General features: G+C 71.6%; 21 protein-coding genes. 9 read left to right on the forward strand and 12 right to left on the reverse strand.

Features of this window, described 5'->3' with window-relative positions; genetic code table 11:
- Positions 1 to 94: 94 nt before the first annotated feature.
- Together BIV25_RS34355 and BIV25_RS34360 are read right to left on the reverse strand one after the other, a co-directional pair.
- The gene (locus tag BIV25_RS34355; protein ID WP_071376420.1) at positions 95 to 418 is read right to left on the reverse strand and encodes an STAS domain-containing protein; all 324 of its coding nucleotides are present in this window, start codon (positions 416 to 418) and stop codon (positions 95 to 97) included.
- Between the two features lie 193 nt (positions 419 to 611).
- Complete coding sequence (locus tag BIV25_RS34360; protein WP_071376421.1) at positions 612 to 1,460, reverse strand: 3-hydroxyacyl-CoA dehydrogenase family protein; 849 nt, start codon at positions 1,458 to 1,460, stop codon at positions 612 to 614.
- 490 nt (positions 1,461 to 1,950) lie between these two features.
- Between BIV25_RS34360 and BIV25_RS34365 the strand changes: the two genes are divergently transcribed.
- Genes BIV25_RS34365 through BIV25_RS34375 form a run of 3 tightly spaced genes read left to right on the forward strand, consistent with a single transcriptional unit; the run spans position 1,951 to position 3,781 of the window.
- Positions 1,951 to 2,172: a hypothetical protein gene (locus BIV25_RS34365; protein ID WP_071376422.1), complete on the forward strand. Its 222-nt coding sequence runs from the start codon at positions 1,951 to 1,953 to the stop codon at positions 2,170 to 2,172.
- Positions 2,169 to 3,056, forward strand: a complete 888-nt coding sequence (locus tag BIV25_RS34370) for a helix-turn-helix domain-containing protein (RefSeq protein ID WP_071376423.1) — start codon at positions 2,169 to 2,171, stop codon at positions 3,054 to 3,056. Before BIV25_RS34365 ends, BIV25_RS34370 begins: the two co-directional genes overlap by 4 nt.
- A gap of 11 nt (positions 3,057 to 3,067) precedes the next feature.
- Positions 3,068 to 3,781 carry a hypothetical protein gene (locus BIV25_RS34375; protein WP_143076743.1) on the forward strand — a complete coding sequence of 238 codons (714 nt, stop codon included), beginning with the start codon at positions 3,068 to 3,070 and terminating at the stop codon, positions 3,779 to 3,781.
- Here the strand turns inward: BIV25_RS34375 and BIV25_RS34380 are convergent.
- Complete coding sequence (locus BIV25_RS34380; RefSeq protein ID WP_071376425.1) at positions 3,778 to 4,419, reverse strand: TetR/AcrR family transcriptional regulator; 642 nt, start codon at positions 4,417 to 4,419, stop codon at positions 3,778 to 3,780. The two genes, BIV25_RS34375 and BIV25_RS34380, sit on opposite strands and share 4 nt — an antisense overlap.
- Before the next feature lie 97 nt (positions 4,420 to 4,516).
- Here BIV25_RS34380 and BIV25_RS34385 point away from each other — a divergent pair, with 97 nt between their 5' ends.
- Genes BIV25_RS34385 through BIV25_RS34395 form a run of 3 tightly spaced genes read left to right on the forward strand, consistent with a single transcriptional unit; the run spans position 4,517 to position 6,651 of the window.
- Complete coding sequence (locus BIV25_RS34385) at positions 4,517 to 5,302, forward strand: ABC transporter ATP-binding protein (RefSeq protein ID WP_071376426.1); 786 nt, start codon at positions 4,517 to 4,519, stop codon at positions 5,300 to 5,302.
- A 13-nt stretch (positions 5,303 to 5,315) separates the two neighbouring features.
- Positions 5,316 to 6,065: an ABC transporter permease gene (locus BIV25_RS34390; protein WP_071376427.1), complete on the forward strand. Its 750-nt coding sequence runs from the start codon at positions 5,316 to 5,318 to the stop codon at positions 6,063 to 6,065.
- A gap of 13 nt (positions 6,066 to 6,078) precedes the next feature.
- Positions 6,079 to 6,651: a cob(I)yrinic acid a,c-diamide adenosyltransferase gene (locus tag BIV25_RS34395; protein ID WP_071376428.1), complete on the forward strand. Its 573-nt coding sequence runs from the start codon at positions 6,079 to 6,081 to the stop codon at positions 6,649 to 6,651.
- 36 nt (positions 6,652 to 6,687) lie between these two features.
- Here BIV25_RS34395 and BIV25_RS34400 read toward each other — a convergent pair whose 3' ends face one another.
- From BIV25_RS34400 to BIV25_RS34420, 5 genes are read right to left on the reverse strand one after another with little or no spacing between them, the layout of a single operon-like run.
- Positions 6,688 to 6,927 carry a hypothetical protein gene (locus tag BIV25_RS34400; RefSeq protein ID WP_071376429.1) on the reverse strand — a complete coding sequence of 80 codons (240 nt, stop codon included), beginning with the start codon at positions 6,925 to 6,927 and terminating at the stop codon, positions 6,688 to 6,690.
- Positions 6,927 to 7,331, reverse strand: coding sequence for a hypothetical protein (locus BIV25_RS34405; RefSeq protein WP_071376430.1), 405 nt, complete (start codon positions 7,329 to 7,331; stop codon positions 6,927 to 6,929). Before BIV25_RS34405 ends, BIV25_RS34400 begins: the two co-directional genes overlap by 1 nt.
- Positions 7,332 to 7,388: 57 nt before the next feature.
- Positions 7,389 to 8,876: a sensor histidine kinase KdpD gene (locus tag BIV25_RS34410; protein ID WP_071376431.1), complete on the reverse strand. Its 1,488-nt coding sequence runs from the start codon at positions 8,874 to 8,876 to the stop codon at positions 7,389 to 7,391.
- Positions 8,873 to 9,613 carry a response regulator transcription factor gene (locus BIV25_RS34415; RefSeq protein WP_071376432.1) on the reverse strand — a complete coding sequence of 247 codons (741 nt, stop codon included), beginning with the start codon at positions 9,611 to 9,613 and terminating at the stop codon, positions 8,873 to 8,875. Before BIV25_RS34415 ends, BIV25_RS34410 begins: the two co-directional genes overlap by 4 nt.
- A 9-nt stretch (positions 9,614 to 9,622) precedes the next feature.
- Complete coding sequence (locus BIV25_RS34420; protein WP_071376433.1) at positions 9,623 to 10,204, reverse strand: hypothetical protein; 582 nt, start codon at positions 10,202 to 10,204, stop codon at positions 9,623 to 9,625.
- 151 nt (positions 10,205 to 10,355) lie between these two features.
- On the opposite strand from BIV25_RS34420, the gene BIV25_RS34425 reads away from it, so the two are divergent.
- The 3 genes from BIV25_RS34425 to BIV25_RS34435 all read left to right on the forward strand — a co-directional run bounded on the left by BIV25_RS34425 (position 10,356) and on the right by BIV25_RS34435 (position 14,599).
- Positions 10,356 to 11,540, forward strand: a complete 1,185-nt coding sequence (locus tag BIV25_RS34425) for a sensor histidine kinase (protein WP_071376434.1) — start codon at positions 10,356 to 10,358, stop codon at positions 11,538 to 11,540.
- Between the two features lie 427 nt (positions 11,541 to 11,967).
- A complete protein-coding gene (locus tag BIV25_RS34430) occupies positions 11,968 to 12,621 on the forward strand; it encodes a response regulator transcription factor (RefSeq protein WP_071376435.1) in 654 nt (217 codons plus the stop codon).
- A 148-nt stretch (positions 12,622 to 12,769) separates the two neighbouring features.
- Complete coding sequence (locus BIV25_RS34435) at positions 12,770 to 14,599, forward strand: glycoside hydrolase family 18 chitinase (protein ID WP_071376436.1); 1,830 nt, start codon at positions 12,770 to 12,772, stop codon at positions 14,597 to 14,599.
- A gap of 78 nt (positions 14,600 to 14,677) precedes the next feature.
- Here BIV25_RS34435 and BIV25_RS34440 read toward each other — a convergent pair whose 3' ends face one another.
- The 4 genes from BIV25_RS34440 to BIV25_RS34455 all read right to left on the reverse strand — a co-directional run bounded on the left by BIV25_RS34440 (position 14,678) and on the right by BIV25_RS34455 (position 18,138).
- A complete protein-coding gene (locus BIV25_RS34440) occupies positions 14,678 to 15,124 on the reverse strand; it encodes a DUF2550 domain-containing protein (protein WP_071376437.1) in 447 nt (148 codons plus the stop codon).
- A 157-nt stretch (positions 15,125 to 15,281) separates the two neighbouring features.
- Entirely contained in the window at positions 15,282 to 15,656 is a 375-nt protein-coding gene (locus BIV25_RS34445; protein WP_071376438.1) for a F0F1 ATP synthase subunit epsilon, read from the reverse strand.
- A 130-nt stretch (positions 15,657 to 15,786) separates the two neighbouring features.
- Positions 15,787 to 17,223 (reverse strand): F0F1 ATP synthase subunit beta, encoded by a 1,437-nt coding sequence (atpD, locus tag BIV25_RS34450; RefSeq protein WP_071376439.1) that lies wholly within the window; start codon positions 17,221 to 17,223, stop codon positions 15,787 to 15,789.
- On the reverse strand, positions 17,224 to 18,138 hold the full coding sequence (locus BIV25_RS34455; RefSeq protein ID WP_071376440.1) for a F0F1 ATP synthase subunit gamma: 915 nt from the start codon (positions 18,136 to 18,138) through the stop codon (positions 17,224 to 17,226). It lies immediately after the preceding gene.
- Positions 18,139 to 18,157: the final 19 nt, after the last annotated feature.

An 18,157-nucleotide genomic window follows, 5' to 3' on the forward strand; every position in this document is an offset into this window, starting at 1 on the left:
CCGGGACGTCACGGTCCGGTGAGGATTGCCCACGGTGTGCGCACCCGTCCCGGCCGCCCGGCGCTTCACACCCGGGGACCGGCCGTCCGGCGCGTCACACGCGGGGCAGCGACTCCACGCCGATGCCGCCCTCGATGGCGAGGATACGGTGCAGCCGGGTGGCCACCAGCAGGCGCTGCATCTGCGGCGGGACGCCGCGCAGCACCAGACGGCGACCGCAGCGGCCGGCCCGTCGGTGGGCGCCCATGATCACCCCGAGTCCGGTGGCGTCCCAGGAGTCCAGTTCCGACAGGTCGAGCACCAGGTCGCCGACGCCGTGATCGACCGCCCGGTGCAGGGCCGTACGGGCGTCCGCCGCGCTGCGGACGTCGAGGCGGCCCCCGACGACCAGCTCGGCATGGTCGCCCCTGATGTGCATAAGCGCTCCCCGTTGAGTGCGGTTGGCGTTCTCCGTGACGCTGCCTCGTCCTGACCGGTACTCCGTGACGTTGCAACGTCTGACTGTGCGAGTGGCGGTGCGGTTGCTGTTTGTAAGCGAACCGATACCGAATTCACCCCGGGGAGTGATACTCCCGGGGGTGATGTCCGGCGGATGCCCGTACAGACGGTGCTCAGTACTTGTAGAAGCCCTGCCCGCTCTTGCGGCCGATGTCACCGGCGTCCACCATCCGGCGCATCAGCTCCGGCGCGGCGAACTTCTCGTCCTGGGACTCGGTGTAGATGTTGCTCGTGGCGTGCAGCAGGATGTCGACGCCGGTGAGGTCGGCGGTCGCGAGCGGGCCCATGGCGTGGCCGAAGCCCAGCTTGCAGGCGAGGTCGATGTCCTCGGCGGTGGCGACCCCGGACTCGTAGAGCTTGGTGGCCTCCACGACGAGCGCGGAGATGAGCCGGGTGGTCACGAAGCCGGCCACGTCGCGGTTGACGACGATGCAGGTCTTGCCGACGGACTCGGCGAACTCCCGCGCGGTGGCGAGGGCTTCGTCACTCGTCTTGTACCCGCGGACCAGCTCGACGAGCTGCATCATCGGCACCGGCGAGAAGAAGTGGACGCCGACGACCCGCTCGGGGTGCTCGGTGGCCGCGGCGATCTTGGTGATCGGGATGGCGGAGGTGTTGGAGGCGAGCACGGTGTCCGGGCGCACGATCTTGTCGAGCGCACGGAAGATCTCGTGCTTGACCTCCAGCTTCTCGAAGACGGCCTCTACGACGACGTCCGCGTCGGCGGCGGCGTCCAGGTCCGTGGTGGCGGTGATGCGGGCGAGGGCGGCGTCGGCGGCGTCCGCCGCCAGCTTCCCCTTGCTCACGAACTTGTCGTACGACGCCTTGATGCCGTCGGTGCCACGCTTCAGTGCCTCGTCGGTGACGTCGCGCAGGACGACGTCCCAGCCCGCCTGCGCGGCGACCTGAGCGATGCCGGACCCCATGAGACCGGCTCCGATGACGGCGAGCTTCCGTGCCACTGACGACTCCCTTGAATCGCGCTCCAAGTCTGCTTCTCCGGCGGACCCTAGCGCTCTGGAGCCGCTGTGTGACCGGTAAGTAACGCGCGTCACGTCTCAATTGACGGACATCACACCGGCAGCGGTACGAGCCTCCCGATCGTGCGGCCCCCTCTTGGGGTGTTGCTTCAGCACAGGGGGCCGCACGGTTTCCCAGTGCGGTGTCGAGTGGCGCCTTGGGGCCACTCATGATGGCGGGGTAAGCGGCACTGTGCGGGCAGAAGTGCCCTTTCCCCCTCAATAGGTTGAATCGCTGTCATTCATCCGACGCGCCAGGGGTGGCGCGGGGTAGCGCGGACCGGCACGTGGGGTCATTGTTCCGTAACTCCATGATCACGTGGCGTGGCGGACGGGGCCGGGGCCATGCTGGCTCTCCCTCCTGATGGCGCCTCAGCACCGCCTGCCGGAGGGGCAGTTGGAGTGAGACCCGCTCACAGAAACGAAGTGCGTGATGTCGAGTAAGAAGGTGTGGACCGTCGCCGTCCTGGTGACCGTCCTCACGTGGAGCACGGTGATGACCGTGCTGGGGCAGGTCGCCGCCATGGCCACCCTGCTCCCGTCCCTGGGCCTGCTCGTGCAGCAGATGGTCCAGGCCCTGACCGGTCCCGACGGCCCCCGGGCGCCCGCCGACCCCGCGCCCACCGCCACCGCCGGGGAGGAGCCGCCCCGATGACCGAACCCCCTGGCACAGGCCGCCCCGCTCCCCCGGAGGCCGCCGGCCGGCGCGGCCGGAAGCCGGCTCCCATATCCACGGCGGCGGGTCCGGCCCACCGGGCCTGGCTGGAACCGGTCCGCCGCCACGTCTTCTCCAGCGGCCTGACCCTGGACGACCTCGTCCACCGCTCCGGCTACTCCAAGACCCGGATCAGCGAACTCCTGCGCGGCAACGGCTACTACCCCACCTGGGAGATCACCTTCAGCATGATCCGTGCGCTCGGTCTGCCCGTGCGGCCGATGCGCCGGCTGTGGACCGCCGCGGCCCGCGAGGCCCGCAAGGAGCGGTGGTGGATCGAGCAGTGCATCGGTCAGGTGGCGTGCGAGGCGGAGCCCCCGCCGCTGGCCCACCAGGCCTTCATCGAGGCGATGCGCGCGCCCTACACCGCCTACGCCCGCGCCTTCCTGCTGGCCGAGGACCGCGTCCGCTGGGCGGTGGGCGAGACCTTCGACCTGCTGTGGCTGTCCTGGGACACGGTCGCGAGCAGCGAGAACGTCCGCCGGGGCGCCTGGCTCCTGCTGCGCTCCCGGGTCCTCGCGCGCGCCACCCACCGCGACGGCCGCCCCGACCTGCGCGCCGCCGTCTTCTCCACCGAGGAGGTCAGCGACAGCGTCCCGGGCCATCTCGTCCTGATGACCGACCTGGTGGACCTCTTCGACGCCATAGCCCGCCTTCCCCAGGACCAGATGGACGTGGTCGTGCTGGGTCACCTGTGCGGACTGGATCTGGCGGAAACGATCCCCTACGTCACCGGTCTGAGCCCGGCCATCACGCACGCCGTCGACCACCACGCCCGCGCGGCCCTCGAAGCCCTGCTGCACCGCGCCGGCTCCCGGGAGTGAACCCCACCGCCATGACAGACACCGCTGACATAGACACCCTCCTCGCCCGCGCCCGGCTGCGCCGCCGCCCCGAGGTGCCCGCGGACACCGTCCCCTACGAGGACAGCGCCTACCCCGCGTACGGCGAGGAGACCATGGACGCCCCGGGCGCCCGGCCCGCCGACCCGGCCGCGATCCGCGACCTGCGCACCCTGTGCGACTCCCTGCTCGGCGCCCTCGCCCCCGGCACGCTGCACTTCCTCACCGACCAGCTGCCCGAGCCCGAGTGCGCCTGGCTGCTCGGCTGCGCGCTGCTCGTCGCCGGCATCGACGAGGGGGCGCGCTTCTGGTGGCAGTACGCCGGCGGCGCCGGACACGCGCCCGCGGCGTACTGCCTCTCCCTGCACCACCGTGCGCGCGGCGAGGCCCACGCGGCGGCCTTCTGGTACGAGCAGACCGGCCTCGACACCGTGACCGAGCCCGACACCATCCCGGTGACCGGCGTCTGCCCGCCCGTCAGCTGCACCTTCGACGCGTCCGTCCCCACAGTGCTCCGGGTCCTCAGCCGCCTGTCGTCCCCGGGCCTACGCCGACGGCCCCGGCGTGCCGAGATCGTCACGTCCTACGTCGCCCACGCCGTGACCCGCGGCTACGCCCGCCACCCCGGCGTCGAGATCCCCGTACCGGGCCCCCGCTTCGCCGACCACGTCAGCTCCCTGCTGCTGGGCGTGGGAGACGGGACCTAATTCTGTGCGCGCACCGCGTAGGCGAGGACCCGTTCGCCGAGCAGGTCCTCGATGTCGTCGATGAGGGCGAGCACCTCACGGGAGACCTCGGCCGGTTCGCGGCCGGCCATCATCTCGCGGCCGATGGTGACGAAGACCGTCTCGTGGATCCAGCAGATCTGGCCGGCCATCAGGTCCGGCAGCGGGTCGCCGCCGGCGGCGCCGGTCTCCTCGCGCAGGGCGGCGGCCACGTTGTCGTGCACCTCCTGCTGGAGGGACCACAGCCGGGAGCGCAGCGCCGGTGCCTCGTGGATGACCCGCATGAAACGGTCGTAACCCTTCATCAGGCCGACCCGGGGCGAGACGGCCTGGACCTCGCCGCGCAGCTCGCGCAGGACGGCGCCCGCGGCGGACTCCCCCGCGTCCCGGCTGCGGATCCAGCGGGCGAGGCGGTCGACCACGCCGGCCGAGCGGTCGAAGAAGAGGTCTTCCTTGGCCGGGAAGTAGTTGTAGACGGTGTTGACGGAGACGTTGGCCGCGTCGGCGATCTCCGCGACGGTCACCGCCTCGAAGCCGCGCTCCAGGAACAGGCCCGTGGCGACATCCGAGATGTACTGCCTGGTCTGCCGTTTCTTCCGTTCCCTGAGTCCCTCAGCCATGTCCGCATCCTAGCTTCGCTGGGCCGACTGAAAAGTTGGAGAGCCAGAAATTTTGGAGACGTTGCAAAATTTCAGGGACTCTGTTTTTCTGGTCGGCATGCCAGCAGTCATCAGCGCGGCGGGCCTCGCCCGCACCTTCCAGAGCAAGGCCGGCCCCGTCGAGGCCGTCCGGGGCATCGACCTCACCGTCCACGAGGGAGAGATCCTCGGCTTCCTCGGACCCAACGGCGCCGGCAAGACGACCACCCTGCGGATGCTCACCACCCTGCTGAAACCGACCGGCGGCGCGGCCACCGTCGCCGGGCACGACCTCGCGACCGACGCGGCCGGGGTGCGCCGGGTGTCCGGATACGTCGCCCAGTCCGGCGGGGTCGATCCGCAGATCACCGTGCGGGAGGAACTGGTCACCCAGGGCCGGATGTACCGGCTGTCCAGGGCCGAGGCGACCGGGAGGGCCGAGGAACTCGCCCGCGACCTGGACCTCGGCGACTTCCTCGACCGGAAGACGGCCGCCCTCTCCGGCGGCCAGCGCCGCCGCCTCGACATCGCGATGGCGCTCACGCACCACCCGAAGGTGCTCTTCCTGGACGAGCCGACGACCGGGCTCGACCCGGGCAGCCGCGCCGACCTGTGGGACCTGGTCCGCCGGCTGCGCGACCGGCACGGCACGACCGTGTTCCTGACCACCCACTACCTGGACGAGGCCGACGCCCTCGCCGACCGCCTGGTCGTCGTCGACCGGGGCACGGTCGCCGCCGAGGGCACGCCCGGCGCGCTCAAGCTCCGGCACGGCGGCTCGCTCGACGCCACCCTCCAGGACACCTTCCTCGCCATCACCGGCCGCGGCCCCGCCCCGGCCGACACCAGTCCCGTCTCCGTCTAGGGGTCCACAGAAGATGCTGCTCCACGACACGGCCCTCATCTACGGCCGTTATCTGCGCCAGTCCCTGCGCTCCCGCTTCGCACTGCTCTTCGGCGTGCTCACCCCGCTGCTCTATCTGCTCTTCTTCGGACCGCTGCTCACACGTCTCCCGCTGGGCGGCGGCGGCAGTTCCTGGCAGGTGCTGGTGCCCGGCCTGCTGCTCCAACTCGGCCTGTTCGGCGCCCTGTTCGCGGGGTTCACGGTCATCATCGAGAAGGGGCAGGGAGTACTGGAGCGCATGCGTGTGACCCCGGTCAGCCGGCTCGCCCTGCTCCTCGGCCGGGTGCTGCGCGACGCCACGGTGTTCGTCTTCCAGGCGGTGCTGCTGGTACTGGCCGCGCTGGTGATGGGCCTGCGGGCGCCGCTCACCGGCATCCTGATCGGCTTCGCGTTCGTCGCCCTGCTCACCCTCTCGCTGGCCTCGCTGTCGTACGCGCTCGGCATGGTGGTGCGCACCCCGCAGGAGTTCGGCCCGCTGATCAACGCGGTGTCGATGCCGTCGATGCTGCTGTCCGGCCTGATGCTCCCGATGACCCTCGCGCCCGCCTGGCTGGACGTGCTCTCGCACTTCGTGCCGTTCCGCTATCTGGTGGACGCGGTGCGCGACGCGTACGTCGGGCGGTACGCCACCGCGCACATGCTCTACGGCGGCCTCGTCGCCGTCGGCTTCGCGGTGCTCGCGGTGACGGTGGGCACACGAGTGTTCCGAACGGCCGGAGCGTAACTACGCTGGCCACATGGTCAATCTGACGCGCATCTACACCCGGACCGGCGACAAGGGCACCACCAACCTCGGAGACATGAGCCGGGTGCCCAAGACCGACCTCAGGATCTCCGCGTACGCGGACGCCAACGAGGCGGGCGCCGTCATCGGCACCGCGATCGCGCTGGGCGGGCTGGAGGCGGAGGTCGTGCAGGTCCTCACCCGCGTCCAGAACGACCTGTTCGACGTGGGGGCGGACCTGTCGACGCCCGTCGTGGAGAACCCGGAGTTCCCGCCGCTGCGGGTCGAGCAGTTCTACGTCGACAAGCTGGAGGCGGACTGCGACCGCTTCAACGAGCGTCTGGAGAAGCTGCGGTCCTTCATCCTGCCCGGCGGCACCGCGGGCGCGGCCCTGCTCCACCAGGCCTGCACGGTCGTCCGCCGCGCCGAGCGCTCCACCTGGGCGGCCCTGGAGGCACACGGCGAGACGATGAACCCGCTCACCGCCACCTACCTCAACCGTCTGTCCGACCTGCTGTTCATCCTGGCCAGGTGTGCCAACGGGGAGACGGGCGACGTGCTGTGGGTGCCGGGCGGGGAGCGCTGAGGGCGGCTCCCCGCCGGGCTCACCGGTCGGTCCGGCTCACTTGTCCGCCGTGCTGCTCGCGTCGCGGTCGGCCGCGGCCGCCGCGGACTCGGCCGCGTCGACCTTCTTCTGCATGTCCGCGTAGCCGGACGGCGCGCCCGCGGAGCCGGAGGGCGCGGCGGACGACGGGGGGGCCGGTGCGGCGCCGTCGTGGTGGGCGCAGCCCGTGGTGAGCGCCACGAGGCCGGCGACCGCCGCGGCCGCGCACACCCGGAGCACCGGCCGCCGGCCCCGCATCAGCTCGCCGCCTTCCCGCCGTCGTTCTTCTGGCACCACGTGCTGACGGCGGCCAGGTCCTTCTGCCGCTGCTCCAGGTTGGTCACCAGCGACCTGCGGAAGTCCAGCCGGTTCTGGAGGTACGTGGCGATCTCGGTGTGGCCCGCCTTCTTCGCGTTGTCCACCCGCTTCTCCAGCCGGGCCACCGACCCGCGCGTGCCCGCCCCGGCGTCGAGCCGCTTCAGGGCGCGTGCGATCCGCCGGTCGAGCTTCGGCAGCCGCTTGCACAGCGCCTTCGCCCCGTCACCGGTGGGACCCGGTGCGGGGGTGCTGCCGGCGGCGGCCGCCGTGCCCGCCGTGCCCGCCAGGACGGCCGTCACGGCGAGCCCCGCGAGCAGCGTGCGCGTGTGTCGTCGTACGTACATCTGCCTCTCCGTTCACTTCCCGGGCGGCCTCGGTCGGCCCGCCCGTGGCAACGGACGCTAGGCAGGGTCCTTGGGGAAACTCTGTGACCGGTTTGCCCCGGCTGTGCCGATCAGCCAGTCCCGTCGGCCGGGCGGGCCGGCCGGGGCGCCGCCGGCCACGGGCAGCCGTACCTCGAACCGGGCCCCCGTACCGTCCGGGCCGTCCGTCACGCTCACCCCGCCGCGGTGCAGCGCCGCCTGCTGTGCGACCAGGGTGAGACCGAGGCCGGAGCCCGCGCTGTCCGGGCCGCGCCGGAACCGCTCGAAGATCCGGGCGTGGGCGTCGGCCGGTACGCCGGGGCCGTGATCGTCCACGGTGAGCAGGATCTCGCCCGCGGCGCCGCCCGCCGCCGAGGCCCGCACCCCGACCCGCACCACGGCCCGGCCCGCCCGGTCCCGGCCGTGGGCCAGGGCGTTGGCCAGCAGGTTGTCCAGCAGCAGCCGCAGCCCCGGCTCCCAGCCGTGCACGGTGAGCCCGGGTGCCGCGTCCAGGGTGATCGCGGCGTCGGGCGCGCGGCGGCGGGCCTCGGCCACGGCCGCGTCGGCCACCTCGGACAGGTCGACGGCCCCGAACGCCTCCGCCTCCACCAGGTCGCCGCGCCCCAGTTCCCGGAGCATCACCAACAGGCCGAGCAGTCGGGCGTGTTCACGCCGCAGATCGTCCAGGACCTCGGTGCGGTCCGGCTCCGGAAGGTCGCGGTGGCCGGTGAGGATGTCGAGGTTGGTGCCCATGCTCATCAGCGGGGTGCGCAGTTCGTGCGCGGCCGCCGAGGAGAAGGAGCGGGCCGTGTCCAGGGCCTCGGCGGTACGCGCGGCCTGTTCGTCGTAGCGGGCCAGGACGGTGCGCACGGTGGCCGCCAGTTCGTCGACCTCGGCCACGCCGGTCCGCCACTGCCCCAGCCGGGCGCCGCTGGTGCGCGGGTCGAGGCCCGCGGTGCGGCGGGTGAGGCGGCGCAGCGGGGCGCTCGTCCCGGCGGCCAGGCCCCAGGCGAGCAGCCCGGACAGCGGTGCGGCGAGGATCGCGGCGCCGACCACCCGGCGGCGGACGAGCGGAATCTGCACGCGTTGCGCGGTGTCGGGCGCGAAGAGCCACAGCGTGCCGGAGGCCGTTCCGGCGTGCACCGGCCGGGCCAGGGCCCGCCAGGTGCGGCCGTCGGCCCGGACGCTGGCGAAGCCGGACGTGCGGTCGGGCAGCGCCGCCGCGGGGCCGGGCTGGGGGCCGCCGCTGACGGACGTGTCCGGACCGACGACGCGTACGCCGACGTCGAGGGCCGCGTCGAACAGCTGCCGCTCCCGTGTGTCGGCGGCCTTGGGGCGGTCGTTCGCCGCGGCCCGCAGCAGGGACCGGGCGTCCGGGGCGAGGGCCGCCGCACGCTTGCGCAGGTGCTGGTCCTCGGCCTTGCGCAGGTCGCCCGAGACCAGGTGCAGCAGCAGCCAGCCGCCGGCCAGCACGAGCAGCGGGACGGTGCAGCCGACGGCCAGGCCGATCCGGGTGGAGAGTCTCACGACGCGTCCCGCGGTTCTCGGGGCTCTCGGGGCTCCCTCGGTTCCCTCAGGACGAAGCCGACGCCCCGGACGGTGTGGATGAGCCGGGGGCGGCCCTCGGTCTCCAGTTTGCGCCGCAGATAGCTGACGAAGGTGTCGACGGTGTCGGTGCGCACGTCGAAGTCGTAGCCCCACACCCGTTCCAGGAGCTGGTCGCGGGTGAGGACGAGCCCGGCGTTGCGGGCGAGCACCTCCAGCAGCTCGAACTCACGCCGGGTCAGCTCCAGCGGGGTGCCGTCGCGCTCCGCGGTGCGGGCGTCCGGGTCGATCACCAGGCCGGCCGTGCGCAGCGGCTCCGTCCGGCCGGTGCCGGCCGGCGGGCGGCGGCGCAGCAGGGCGCGCAGCCGCAGCTCCAGCTCCTGCAGGGCGAAGGGTTTGACCAGGTAGTCGTCGCCGCCCGCCTGGAGCCCGGCGATCCGGTCGGCGGTCTCGTCCAGCGCGGAGAGCATGAGCACGGGCAGGTCCCGGCCCGCGTCGCGCAGCCGGGTGCACACCTCGATGCCGCTCATGCCGGGCATCGACACGTCGAGGACGAGCACGTCCGGCGGGGCGTCCTCGATCGCGGCCAGCGCCCCGGGACCGTCGGCGGCGGTCCGCACCGCGAAGCCGCCGAGCCGCAGGCCGCGCTCCAGCGAGCGCCGGATCGCCGCGTCGTCGTCGACGACCAGCACCGCGCCGGCAGCCGCTCCGTCAGTCATACGCCCTCCTCATCGTCCGGTCAGCGTACGGTCCTCCGCCTCGTGCGCGGCAGTCCCGGCCGGCGCCTTCTTCGGCCACAGCAGATAGGTCAGGGCGATGACCCCGTGGATCCCGAGGACGCGCAGCGCCGCCCACTGCCAGGAGCGCAGCGGGCCGGTGGCGGTGCCGTCGCCGACGTACCAGATCGCGCACTGGAGCAGGGCGAGGGCGACGGCCGCCGCGAGGAGCGTGCGCAGCCACAGGCGTCCTTCGTGCCGGGCGCGGGCGAGGCCGTACCTGGGCGGCTTCGGGGGCCGGGGGGCGCCCGCGAGGCGGTGGGCGGCGTGGCCGTCCAGCCAGCTGATCGTGGCGTGGCCGTAGGCGACCGTGAAGCCGATGTAGAGCGCGGCCAGGCCGTGCTCCCAGCTCGGCCGGGCGCCGCCGCGCAGGTCGACGGCCGTCGCGAGGAACAGCACCACCTCCAGCAGCGGCTCGCACAGCAGCAGCGCCACGCTGGTGCGGCGCCACTTCAGCACGTAGCGGACGGCCAGTCCGGCCGCCAGCAGCACCCAGAACCCCACCTCGCAGGCGATGACCAACCCGATGATCACGACTCGCTCCTTCCCGTCACCCTCTCAGCCTCGCCGCCGTTCTGTCCGCTTTCGTCGTCTGCGGGGGCGACCTCGCCGTAAACGAAAGTTGCAGTTCGGGACCCTTCCCGAGGAGCACGCGGGCGACGGCGCGAGCGTGTTGGATGGACGCATGGCACGAGCGCTCACCCGCCCCCACCCCGACGACCTGCGCATCGCGCTGGGCGGACTGCTCGGCGGGGTGGTGCTGTGGGCGCTCCGGATCCATCCGCGCACGGCCTCGGACCCGCTGGTGCTGTGGCACGCGGCCTGGGCCCCGCTGGTGCCGCTGACGGTGACGGCCGCGTGCGAGCCGCTGCGCCGCACCCGGCCCCGGCTCGGCGTGTTCCTCGGCACGCTCGCGCTGACCCTGGACACGGTGACCCAGGGCAACGTCGTCACCATCGTCATGTACACCGACCTGATCTACGCGTCGGTCCTGTACGGCGACCCCGCCTCGGCCCGCCGCGTCCCCTGGATCACCGGGATGCTGACGGTGCTCGGCGGTGTCGTGCCGGCGGCGGTCTGGCGCGATCCGCAGGCGCTGCTGATCGGTGTGGGCATCGGTGTGGTCGCGTTCGCGCCGGCGGCGACCGGCTGGGTGGTGCGCAACCACCGCGACGCCGCCGAGGCGGCCCGGCTGCGCGCCGAACAGACCGCGCTGCTCGCCGAGATGGACCGCTCCCAGGCGGTCACGGCCGAACGGTCGAGGATGGCACGGGAGTTGCACGACATGGTCGCCAACCACCTGTCCGCGATCGCCATCCACTCCACGGCCGCCCTGTCACTGGACGACGCGCAGACCTCCCGGGGCGCCCTTGAGGTCATCCGGGAGAACAGCGTGGAGGGACTGGCCGAGATGCGCCGGCTGATCGGTATCCTGCGGGACAGCAGCGGTGACCTGGAGCCCGCGGCCACCCCGACGCTCGACGGCCTGGCCGCGCTCGTCAAGGGCGCCCGGGCCAACGGACTGGACGTCCGCCTCGCGGACGACCACGGCACGGTGCCCGCGCCGGTGGAGCTGGCCGCGTACCGGATCGTGCAGGAGTCGCTGACCAACGCGCTCAAGCACGCGGTCGAGGGACCGGTCGAGGTCGCGCTGCGGCAGGAGGAGAGCATGCTGCGCGTCCGCGTGACCAGTGCCTACCGGCGCGACGGCACCCCGCGCGCGCCCGGTTCGGGCTCCGGGCTCGCCGGCATGCGGGAACGGGCCGCACTACTCGGCGGCACCTTCGAGGCCGGCCCCGGTACAGGCCCCGACCACGGCCGCTGGACCGTCCGCGCCGCCCTCCCCCTCGACCGGGAAGACCTCACATGACCCGCACCGCCGGGGACCGTCCCCCCGCCCGACCACCAGGACACGCACAACCGCCCGCCACCGACTCCACGCCCGACCGCGAAAACCCCGCGACGGCCACCACACACACCCCCGCCACCGAGGACCGGCCCCCCGTCCGCCCCGAACCCCGGCCTGCCCACCGCCACGCGCCCACCCGGCCGCCAGGACACGCACAACCGCCCGCCACCACCACCGGCTCCACGCCCACGGCGAGGCGGCCGGACGAACGCCGCTGGACCGTCCGCACCGACCCCCCGCCCGACCGCGAAAACCCCGCGACGGCCACCACACACACCCACACCACCGGAATCCGGCCCCCGGCCGCCCCGGCCCCTGGCCGGCCCACCCGTATGCGTCCACCCGGCCACCGGGACACGCACAACCGCCCGCCGAAGGAGACCCCCGCATGACCGGCCCCTCGATCCGGGTCCTCGTTGCCGAGGACCAGTCCGCCGTGCGTGCCGGGCTCGCGCTGATCCTGCGCAGTGCGCCCGACATCGAGGTGGCCGGCGAGGCGGCGGACGGTGAGCAGGCGGTGGAGCTGGCCCGGGAGCTGCGGCCGGACCTGGTCCTGATGGATGTGCAGATGCCGCGTCTGGACGGGGTGTCGGCGACCCGGGCCATCGTCGCGGAGGGCCTCGCGGACGTGCTCGTGCTGACCACGTTCGACCTGGACGAGTACGTCTTCGGGGCGCTCAGGGCGGGGGCGGCCGGGTTCCTGCTGAAGAACACCGAGGCGCGGGACCTGCTGGAGGCGGTGCGGACGGTGGCGCGCGGCGAGGGGATCGTGGCCCCGGCGGTCACCCGTCGGCTGATCACCGAGTTCGCCGCCGCACGGGTGCCCGAGACGACCTCCGACCCGGCCGTGCTGGAGCCGCTGACCCGGCGCGAGCGCGAGGTGCTGTCGTGCATCGGCGAGGGCTTGTCCAACGCCCAGATCGCCGAGCGGCTGGGGATGGCGGAGGGCACGGTGAAGACCCACGTCAGCCGCATGCTGGGCAAGCTGGGGCTGCGCAGCCGGGTCCAAGCGGCCGTACTGGCGCAGGAGTTGGGGATCTAGCGAGAGACGTCGGAGCCGGTTCGGCAAATTGGTCCAGACCTATTGACCCGTGGTCCAGACCTTCCTACTCTCGCAGCACCATGGGCGTGAAGGCTCAGTCATGCCCACGACACCCCCAACACATTCCCCGATACGGAGGAGGCGCACCATGCGCTTCAGACACAGAGCCGCGGCGGGCTTCGCGACCCTGTTGCTCCCCCTGGCCGGTCTCGTCGGGCTCGCGGACCCGGCCCATGCCGCCACGGCCGAGGCCACGGCGAGCTTCACCAAGACCACCGACTGGGGAACCGGCTTCGGCGGCCAGTGGACCATCAAGAACACCGGCTCCAGCAGCATCAGTTCATGGACCGTCGAGTGGGACTTCCCCTCCGGCACCTCCGTCGGCTCGGCCTGGGACGCGGACGTCACCAACGCCGGCAACCACTGGACCGCCAAGAACAAGTCCTACAACGGCACCCTCGCCCCCGGCGCCTCCGTCTCCTTCGGCTTCAACGGCTCGGGCTCCGGCTCCCCGTCCAACTGCACCCTGAACGGCGGCAGTTGCGACGGCGGTACGACCGTCCCCGGCGACAGCCCGCCCTCCGCGCCGGGCACCCCGACCGCCTCCGCCGTCACCGACACCTCGGCGAAGCTCAGCTGGGGCGCGGCCACCGACGACAAGGGCGTCAAGAACTACGACGTCCTGCGCGACGGCAAGGTCGTCTCCACCGTGACGACGACCTCGTACACGGACACCGGTCTGACCGCCGGCACCGACTACTCCTACACCGTGCAGGCCCGCGACACCGCCGACCAGACCGGCCCGGTCAGCGGCGCCGTGGCCGTCCACACCACCGGCGGCGGAAGCGGCACTCCCCCGGCCACCGGCGACGCGGTCAAACTCGGCTACTTCACCGAGTGGGGCATCTACGGCCGCAACTACAACGTCAAGAACCTGGTGACGTCCGGCTCGGCCGCGAAGGTCACGCACATCAACTACGCCTTCGGCAACGTGACGAACGGCCAGTGCGCGATCGGTGACGCCTACGCCGACTACCAGAAGACGTTCACCGCCGACCAGTCGGTCAGCGGCACCGCGGACACCTGGGACCAGCCGCTGGCCGGCAACTTCAACCAGCTGCGCGAGCTGAAGGCCAAGTACCCGAACCTCAAGATCCTGTGGTCCTTCGGCGGCTGGACCTGGTCCGGCGGCTTCGCGCAGGCGGCGGCCAACCCCACCGCGTTCGCGGACTCCTGCTACAACCTGGTCAACGACCCGCGCTGGGCCGACGTGTTCGACGGCATCGACATCGACTGGGAGTACCCGAACGCCTGCGGGCTGTCCTGCGACACCAGCGGCGCCGCGGCCTTCAAGAACGTGCTGTCCGCGCTGCGCGCCAAGTTCGGCAGCAGCAAGCTCGTCACGGCCGCGGTCACCGCCGACGGCTCGGCCGGCGGCAAGATCGAGGCCGCCGACTACGCCGGGGCCGCACAGTACGTCAACTGGTACAACGTGATGACGTACGACTTCTTCGGCGCCTGGGACGCCCAGGGCCCGACCGCCCCGCACTCCCCGCTCACCTCGTACTCCGGCATCCCGAAGGCCGGCTTCACCACGGCCGACGCGATCGCCAAGTACAAGTCCGTCGGGGTCCCGTCGAGCAAGCTGCTCATCGGCATCGGCCTCTACGGCCGCGGCTGGACCGGCGTCACCCAGGACGCCCCGGGCGGCACGGCCACGGGCCCGGCGGCCGGCACCTACGAGCAGGGCATCGAGGACTACAAGGTGCTCAAGACGTCCTGCCCGGTCACCGGCACCGTCGCGGGCACGGCGTACGCGCACTGCGGCAGCAACTGGTGGTCGTACGACACCCCGTCCACCATCGCCGGGAAGATGAGCTGGGCCAAGTCGCAGGGGCTCGGCGGCGCGTTCTTCTGGGAGTTCAGCGGTGACACCAGCGACGGCGAGCTGGTGAACGCGATCAGCAGCAACCTGTAGTACCCGTAAGTGCCCTAAGCGACGTTGACGCTCCCCCAGACTTCGTCCGGGGGACCCCCACCCAGCGAGTGAATGTGGCTACGCCACATTCACTCGCTGTCCGGGCGGGGCTGCCTCCAGCCACGCGAGGAATCCGGTCAGCGCGTCTTCGCTCATGGCGAGTTCGAGGCGCGTGCCCCGATGCGTACAGGCGAGGACCACCGCGTCGGAGAGCAGCGCCAGCTCCTCCTCGCCCTCGGGCAGCCGGCGCCCGGCCACCTCGATGGCGGCGCGCTCCAGGGTGCGGCGCGGGCGGAAGCCGTAGGAGAAGACGCGGTACCACTCGATGCGGTCGCCGTTGTAGCGGGCGACGCCGTAGCTCCAGCCCTTGCCGCTGGCGTCCGGCGGCTCGGTCACGTCCCAGCGCAGGGAACAGTCGAAGGTGCCGCCGGAGCGCTGGATCAGTCTGCGGCGCAGTCCGAACAGGAACAGTCCCGCCACCACGAGCGCGACCACGACCCCGCACACAGTCAGAGCGAGGACCATCGGCACCGACCTCCTCGTCTCCCAGGTAGCGGAACTGCTTCTGTTACTGAGTAATGAAACTTAAAAAACACCCACATCTGCCTCAGCCGCGACCGGCACCGGATTGCTCCGGGCCGGCCGCGGCTGAGTGACGTCATTCGGCAGCCGTGCTGTGGGCTCAGCTCGCCGCCGCCGCACGAAGACGGACGTCCGCGCGGCGCTCGGCGGCGGCGTCGCCCTCCGCCTTCGCACGCTCCAGCTCCCGCTCCGTGCGCTGGACATCGATCTCGTCCGACAGCTCGGCGATCTCGGCCAGCAACGACAGCTTGTTGTCCGCGAACGAGACGAAACCGCCGTGCACCGCGGCGACGACCGTTCCGCCTTCACTCGTACGGATGGTCACCGGGCCCGACTCCAGCACACCGAGCAGCGGCTGGTGACCGGGCATGACGCCGATGTCGCCGGACGTGGTGCGCGCGACGACCAGGGTGGCCTCGCCGGACCAGACCTCTCGGTCGGCCGCGACCAGCGCGACGTGCAGCTCAGCAGCCAAGGTGGCTCCTCGGGTCACCACCCGGCGGTTGTGCCGGGTGTTGGTTACAAGTCTAGTGGGCGTGGATGAGGGGGCGGGACGCGCCCGCCCCCTCACACGAACTCACGGAGTCCGGACGGACTCAGGAAGTTCAGGAGACGCCCAGCTCCTTGGCGTTGGCCTTGAGGTCCTCCAGGCCACCGCACATGAAGAACGCCTGCTCCGGGAAGTGGTCGTACTCGCCGTCGCAGATCGCGTTGAACGCCGCGATCGTCTCGTCCAGCGGGACGTCCGAACCGTCCACGCCGGTGAACTGCTTGGCGACGTGGGTGTTCTGGGACAGGAAGCGCTCCACGCGACGGGCACGGTGGACGACGAGCTTGTCCTCCTCGCCGAGCTCGTCGATACCGAGGATCGCGATGATGTCCTGCAGGTCCTTGTACTTCTGCAGGATGTTCTTCACGCGCATGGCCGCGCTGTAGTGGTCCTGCGCGATGTAGCGCGGGTCCAGGATCCGGGACGTCGAGTCCAGCGGGTCCACGGCCGGGTAGATGCCCTTCTCGGAGATCGGACGGGAGAGCACCGTCGTCGCGTCGAGGTGGGCGAAGGTGGTGGCCGGGGCCGGGTCGGTCAGGTCGTCCGCGGGGACGTAGATCGCCTGCATCGAGGTGATCGAGTGACCACGGGTCGAGGTGATGCGCTCCTGGAGGAGACCCATCTCGTCGGCCAGGTTCGGCTGGTAGCCCACCGCGGAGGGCATACGGCCGAGCAGGGTGGAGACCTCGGAACCGGCCTGCGTGAAGCGGAAGATGTTGTCGATGAAGAACAGCACGTCCTGCTTCTGGACGTCACGGAAGTACTCGGCCATGGTGAGGCCGGCCAGCGCGACGCGCAGACGGGTGCCCGGGGGCTCGTCCATCTGACCGAAGACCAGCGCGGTCTTGTCGATGACGCCCGAGTCGGACATCTCCTCGATCAGGTCGTTGCCCTCACGGGTGCGCTCGCCGACACCGGCGAACACGGAGACACCGTCGTGGTTGTTGGCGACACGGTAGATCATCTCCTGGATGAGCACCGTCTTGCCGACGCCGGCGCCGCCGAACAGGCCGATCTTGCCGCCCTTGACGTACGGGGTGAGCAGGTCGATGACCTTGACGCCCGTCTCGAACATCTCGGTCTTCGACTCGAGCTCGTCGAAGTTCGGGGCCTTGCGGTGGATGCCCCAGCGCTCGCCGTCGTACGTCTCGTCGACGTTCAGCACCTCACCGAGGGTGTTGAACACCTTGCCCTTGGTGAAGTCACCGACGGGCACCGTGATGGAGTTGCCGGTGTCGGTGACCGGGGCCTGGCGGACCAGACCGTCGGTGGGCTGCATGGAGATGGTGCGGACCAGGCCGTCACCCAGGTGCTGGGCGACCTCCAGGGTCAGCGTCTTCTTCTCGCCGGCGTTGGCCGGGTCGGCCACGTCGACGTGAAGGGCGTTGTAGATGTCCGGCATCGCGTCGACGGGGAACTCCACGTCGACGACCGGGCCGATGACCCGGGCGACGCGGCCCGTAGCCGTCGCGGTCTCAACAGTGGTGGTCATTTATCGGTCACTCCCCGCGGTCGCGTCGGCCAGGGCGCTCGCGCCACCGACGATCTCGCTGATTTCCTGGGTGATTTCGGCCTGGCGGGCCGCGTTGGCAAGACGGGAGAGCGTGTTGATCAGCTCGCCCGCGTTGTCGGTGGCCGACTTCATCGCGCGCCGCGTGGCGGCGTGCTTCGAAGCGGCCGACTGGAGCAGCGCGTTGTAGATGCGGCTCTCCACGTAGCGCGGCAGCAGGGCGTCGAGGACGTCCTCCGCCGAGGGCTCGAAGTCGTACAGCGGCAGGATCTCGCCCTTCGGCGCCTCCTGCGCGACCTCTTCGAGACGCAGCGGAAGGAGCCGGGCGTCCAGCGCCGTCTGCGTCATCATCGAGACGAACTCGGTGAAGACGATGTGGAGTTCGTCCACGCCGCCCTCGGCCGTGTCCTTCTCGATGGCCTCGATCAGGGGCGCCGCGACCTTCTTCGCGTCCGCGTACGACGGCTCGTCGGTGAAGCCCGTGAACGACTCCGCGATGGTGCGCTCGCGGAAGTTGTAGTGGGCGACACCGCGCCGGCCGACGATGTACGTGTCGACCTGCTTGCCGTCGCGCTCCAGGCGCTCGGTGAGCTGCTCCGCCGTCTTGATGGCGTTGGAGTTGAAGGCGCCGGCCAGACCGCGGTCGCTCGTGAGGAGCAGGACCGCGGCACGGGTCGGGTTGTCCGTCTCCGTGGTGAGCGGGTGCTTGGTGTTCGAACCCGTGCCGACCGCCGTGACCGCGCGGGTCAGTTCCTGCGCGTACGGCGTGGAGGCCGCCACCTTGCGCTGCGCCTTGACGACGCGCGAGGCGGCGATCATCTCCATCGCCTTGGTGATCTTCTTGGTCGCGGTGACGGATCGGATGCGACGCTTGTAGACCCGGAGCTGGGCTCCCATGAGTCAGGTCCCTTCCTTA

It is taken from the genome of Streptomyces sp. MUSC 14 (assembly GCF_001866675.1).
GTDB lineage: Bacteria > Actinomycetota > Actinomycetes > Streptomycetales > Streptomycetaceae > Streptomyces.

What these genes read in the sequence shown, in the direction of transcription:
- BIV25_RS34355 (WP_071376420.1), bottom strand. Translation starts at nt 418, where the DNA reads ATGCACATCAGGGGCGACCATGCCGAGCTGGTCGTCGGGGGCCGCCTC.
- BIV25_RS34365 (WP_071376422.1), top strand. Translation starts at nt 1,951, where the DNA reads ATGTCGAGTAAGAAGGTGTGGACCGTCGCCGTCCTGGTGACCGTCCTC.
- BIV25_RS34370 (WP_071376423.1), top strand. Translation starts at nt 2,169, where the DNA reads ATGACCGAACCCCCTGGCACAGGCCGCCCCGCTCCCCCGGAGGCCGCC.
- BIV25_RS34375 (WP_143076743.1), top strand. Translation starts at nt 3,068, where the DNA reads ATGACAGACACCGCTGACATAGACACCCTCCTCGCCCGCGCCCGGCTG.
- BIV25_RS34380 (WP_071376425.1), bottom strand. Translation starts at nt 4,419, where the DNA reads ATGGCTGAGGGACTCAGGGAACGGAAGAAACGGCAGACCAGGCAGTAC.
- BIV25_RS34385 (WP_071376426.1), top strand. Translation starts at nt 4,517, where the DNA reads ATGCCAGCAGTCATCAGCGCGGCGGGCCTCGCCCGCACCTTCCAGAGC.
- BIV25_RS34390 (WP_071376427.1), top strand. Translation starts at nt 5,316, where the DNA reads ATGCTGCTCCACGACACGGCCCTCATCTACGGCCGTTATCTGCGCCAG.
- BIV25_RS34395 (WP_071376428.1), top strand. Translation starts at nt 6,079, where the DNA reads ATGGTCAATCTGACGCGCATCTACACCCGGACCGGCGACAAGGGCACC.
- BIV25_RS34400 (WP_071376429.1), bottom strand. Translation starts at nt 6,927, where the DNA reads ATGCGGGGCCGGCGGCCGGTGCTCCGGGTGTGCGCGGCCGCGGCGGTC.
- BIV25_RS34405 (WP_071376430.1), bottom strand. Translation starts at nt 7,331, where the DNA reads ATGTACGTACGACGACACACGCGCACGCTGCTCGCGGGGCTCGCCGTG.
- BIV25_RS34415 (WP_071376432.1), bottom strand. Translation starts at nt 9,613, where the DNA reads ATGACTGACGGAGCGGCTGCCGGCGCGGTGCTGGTCGTCGACGACGAC.
- BIV25_RS34425 (WP_071376434.1), top strand. Translation starts at nt 10,356, where the DNA reads ATGGCACGAGCGCTCACCCGCCCCCACCCCGACGACCTGCGCATCGCG.
- BIV25_RS34430 (WP_071376435.1), top strand. Translation starts at nt 11,968, where the DNA reads ATGACCGGCCCCTCGATCCGGGTCCTCGTTGCCGAGGACCAGTCCGCC.
- BIV25_RS34435 (WP_071376436.1), top strand. Translation starts at nt 12,770, where the DNA reads ATGCGCTTCAGACACAGAGCCGCGGCGGGCTTCGCGACCCTGTTGCTC.
- BIV25_RS34440 (WP_071376437.1), bottom strand. Translation starts at nt 15,124, where the DNA reads ATGGTCCTCGCTCTGACTGTGTGCGGGGTCGTGGTCGCGCTCGTGGTG.
- atpD (WP_071376439.1), bottom strand. Translation starts at nt 17,223, where the DNA reads ATGACCACCACTGTTGAGACCGCGACGGCTACGGGCCGCGTCGCCCGG.
- BIV25_RS34455 (WP_071376440.1), bottom strand. Translation starts at nt 18,138, where the DNA reads ATGGGAGCCCAGCTCCGGGTCTACAAGCGTCGCATCCGATCCGTCACC.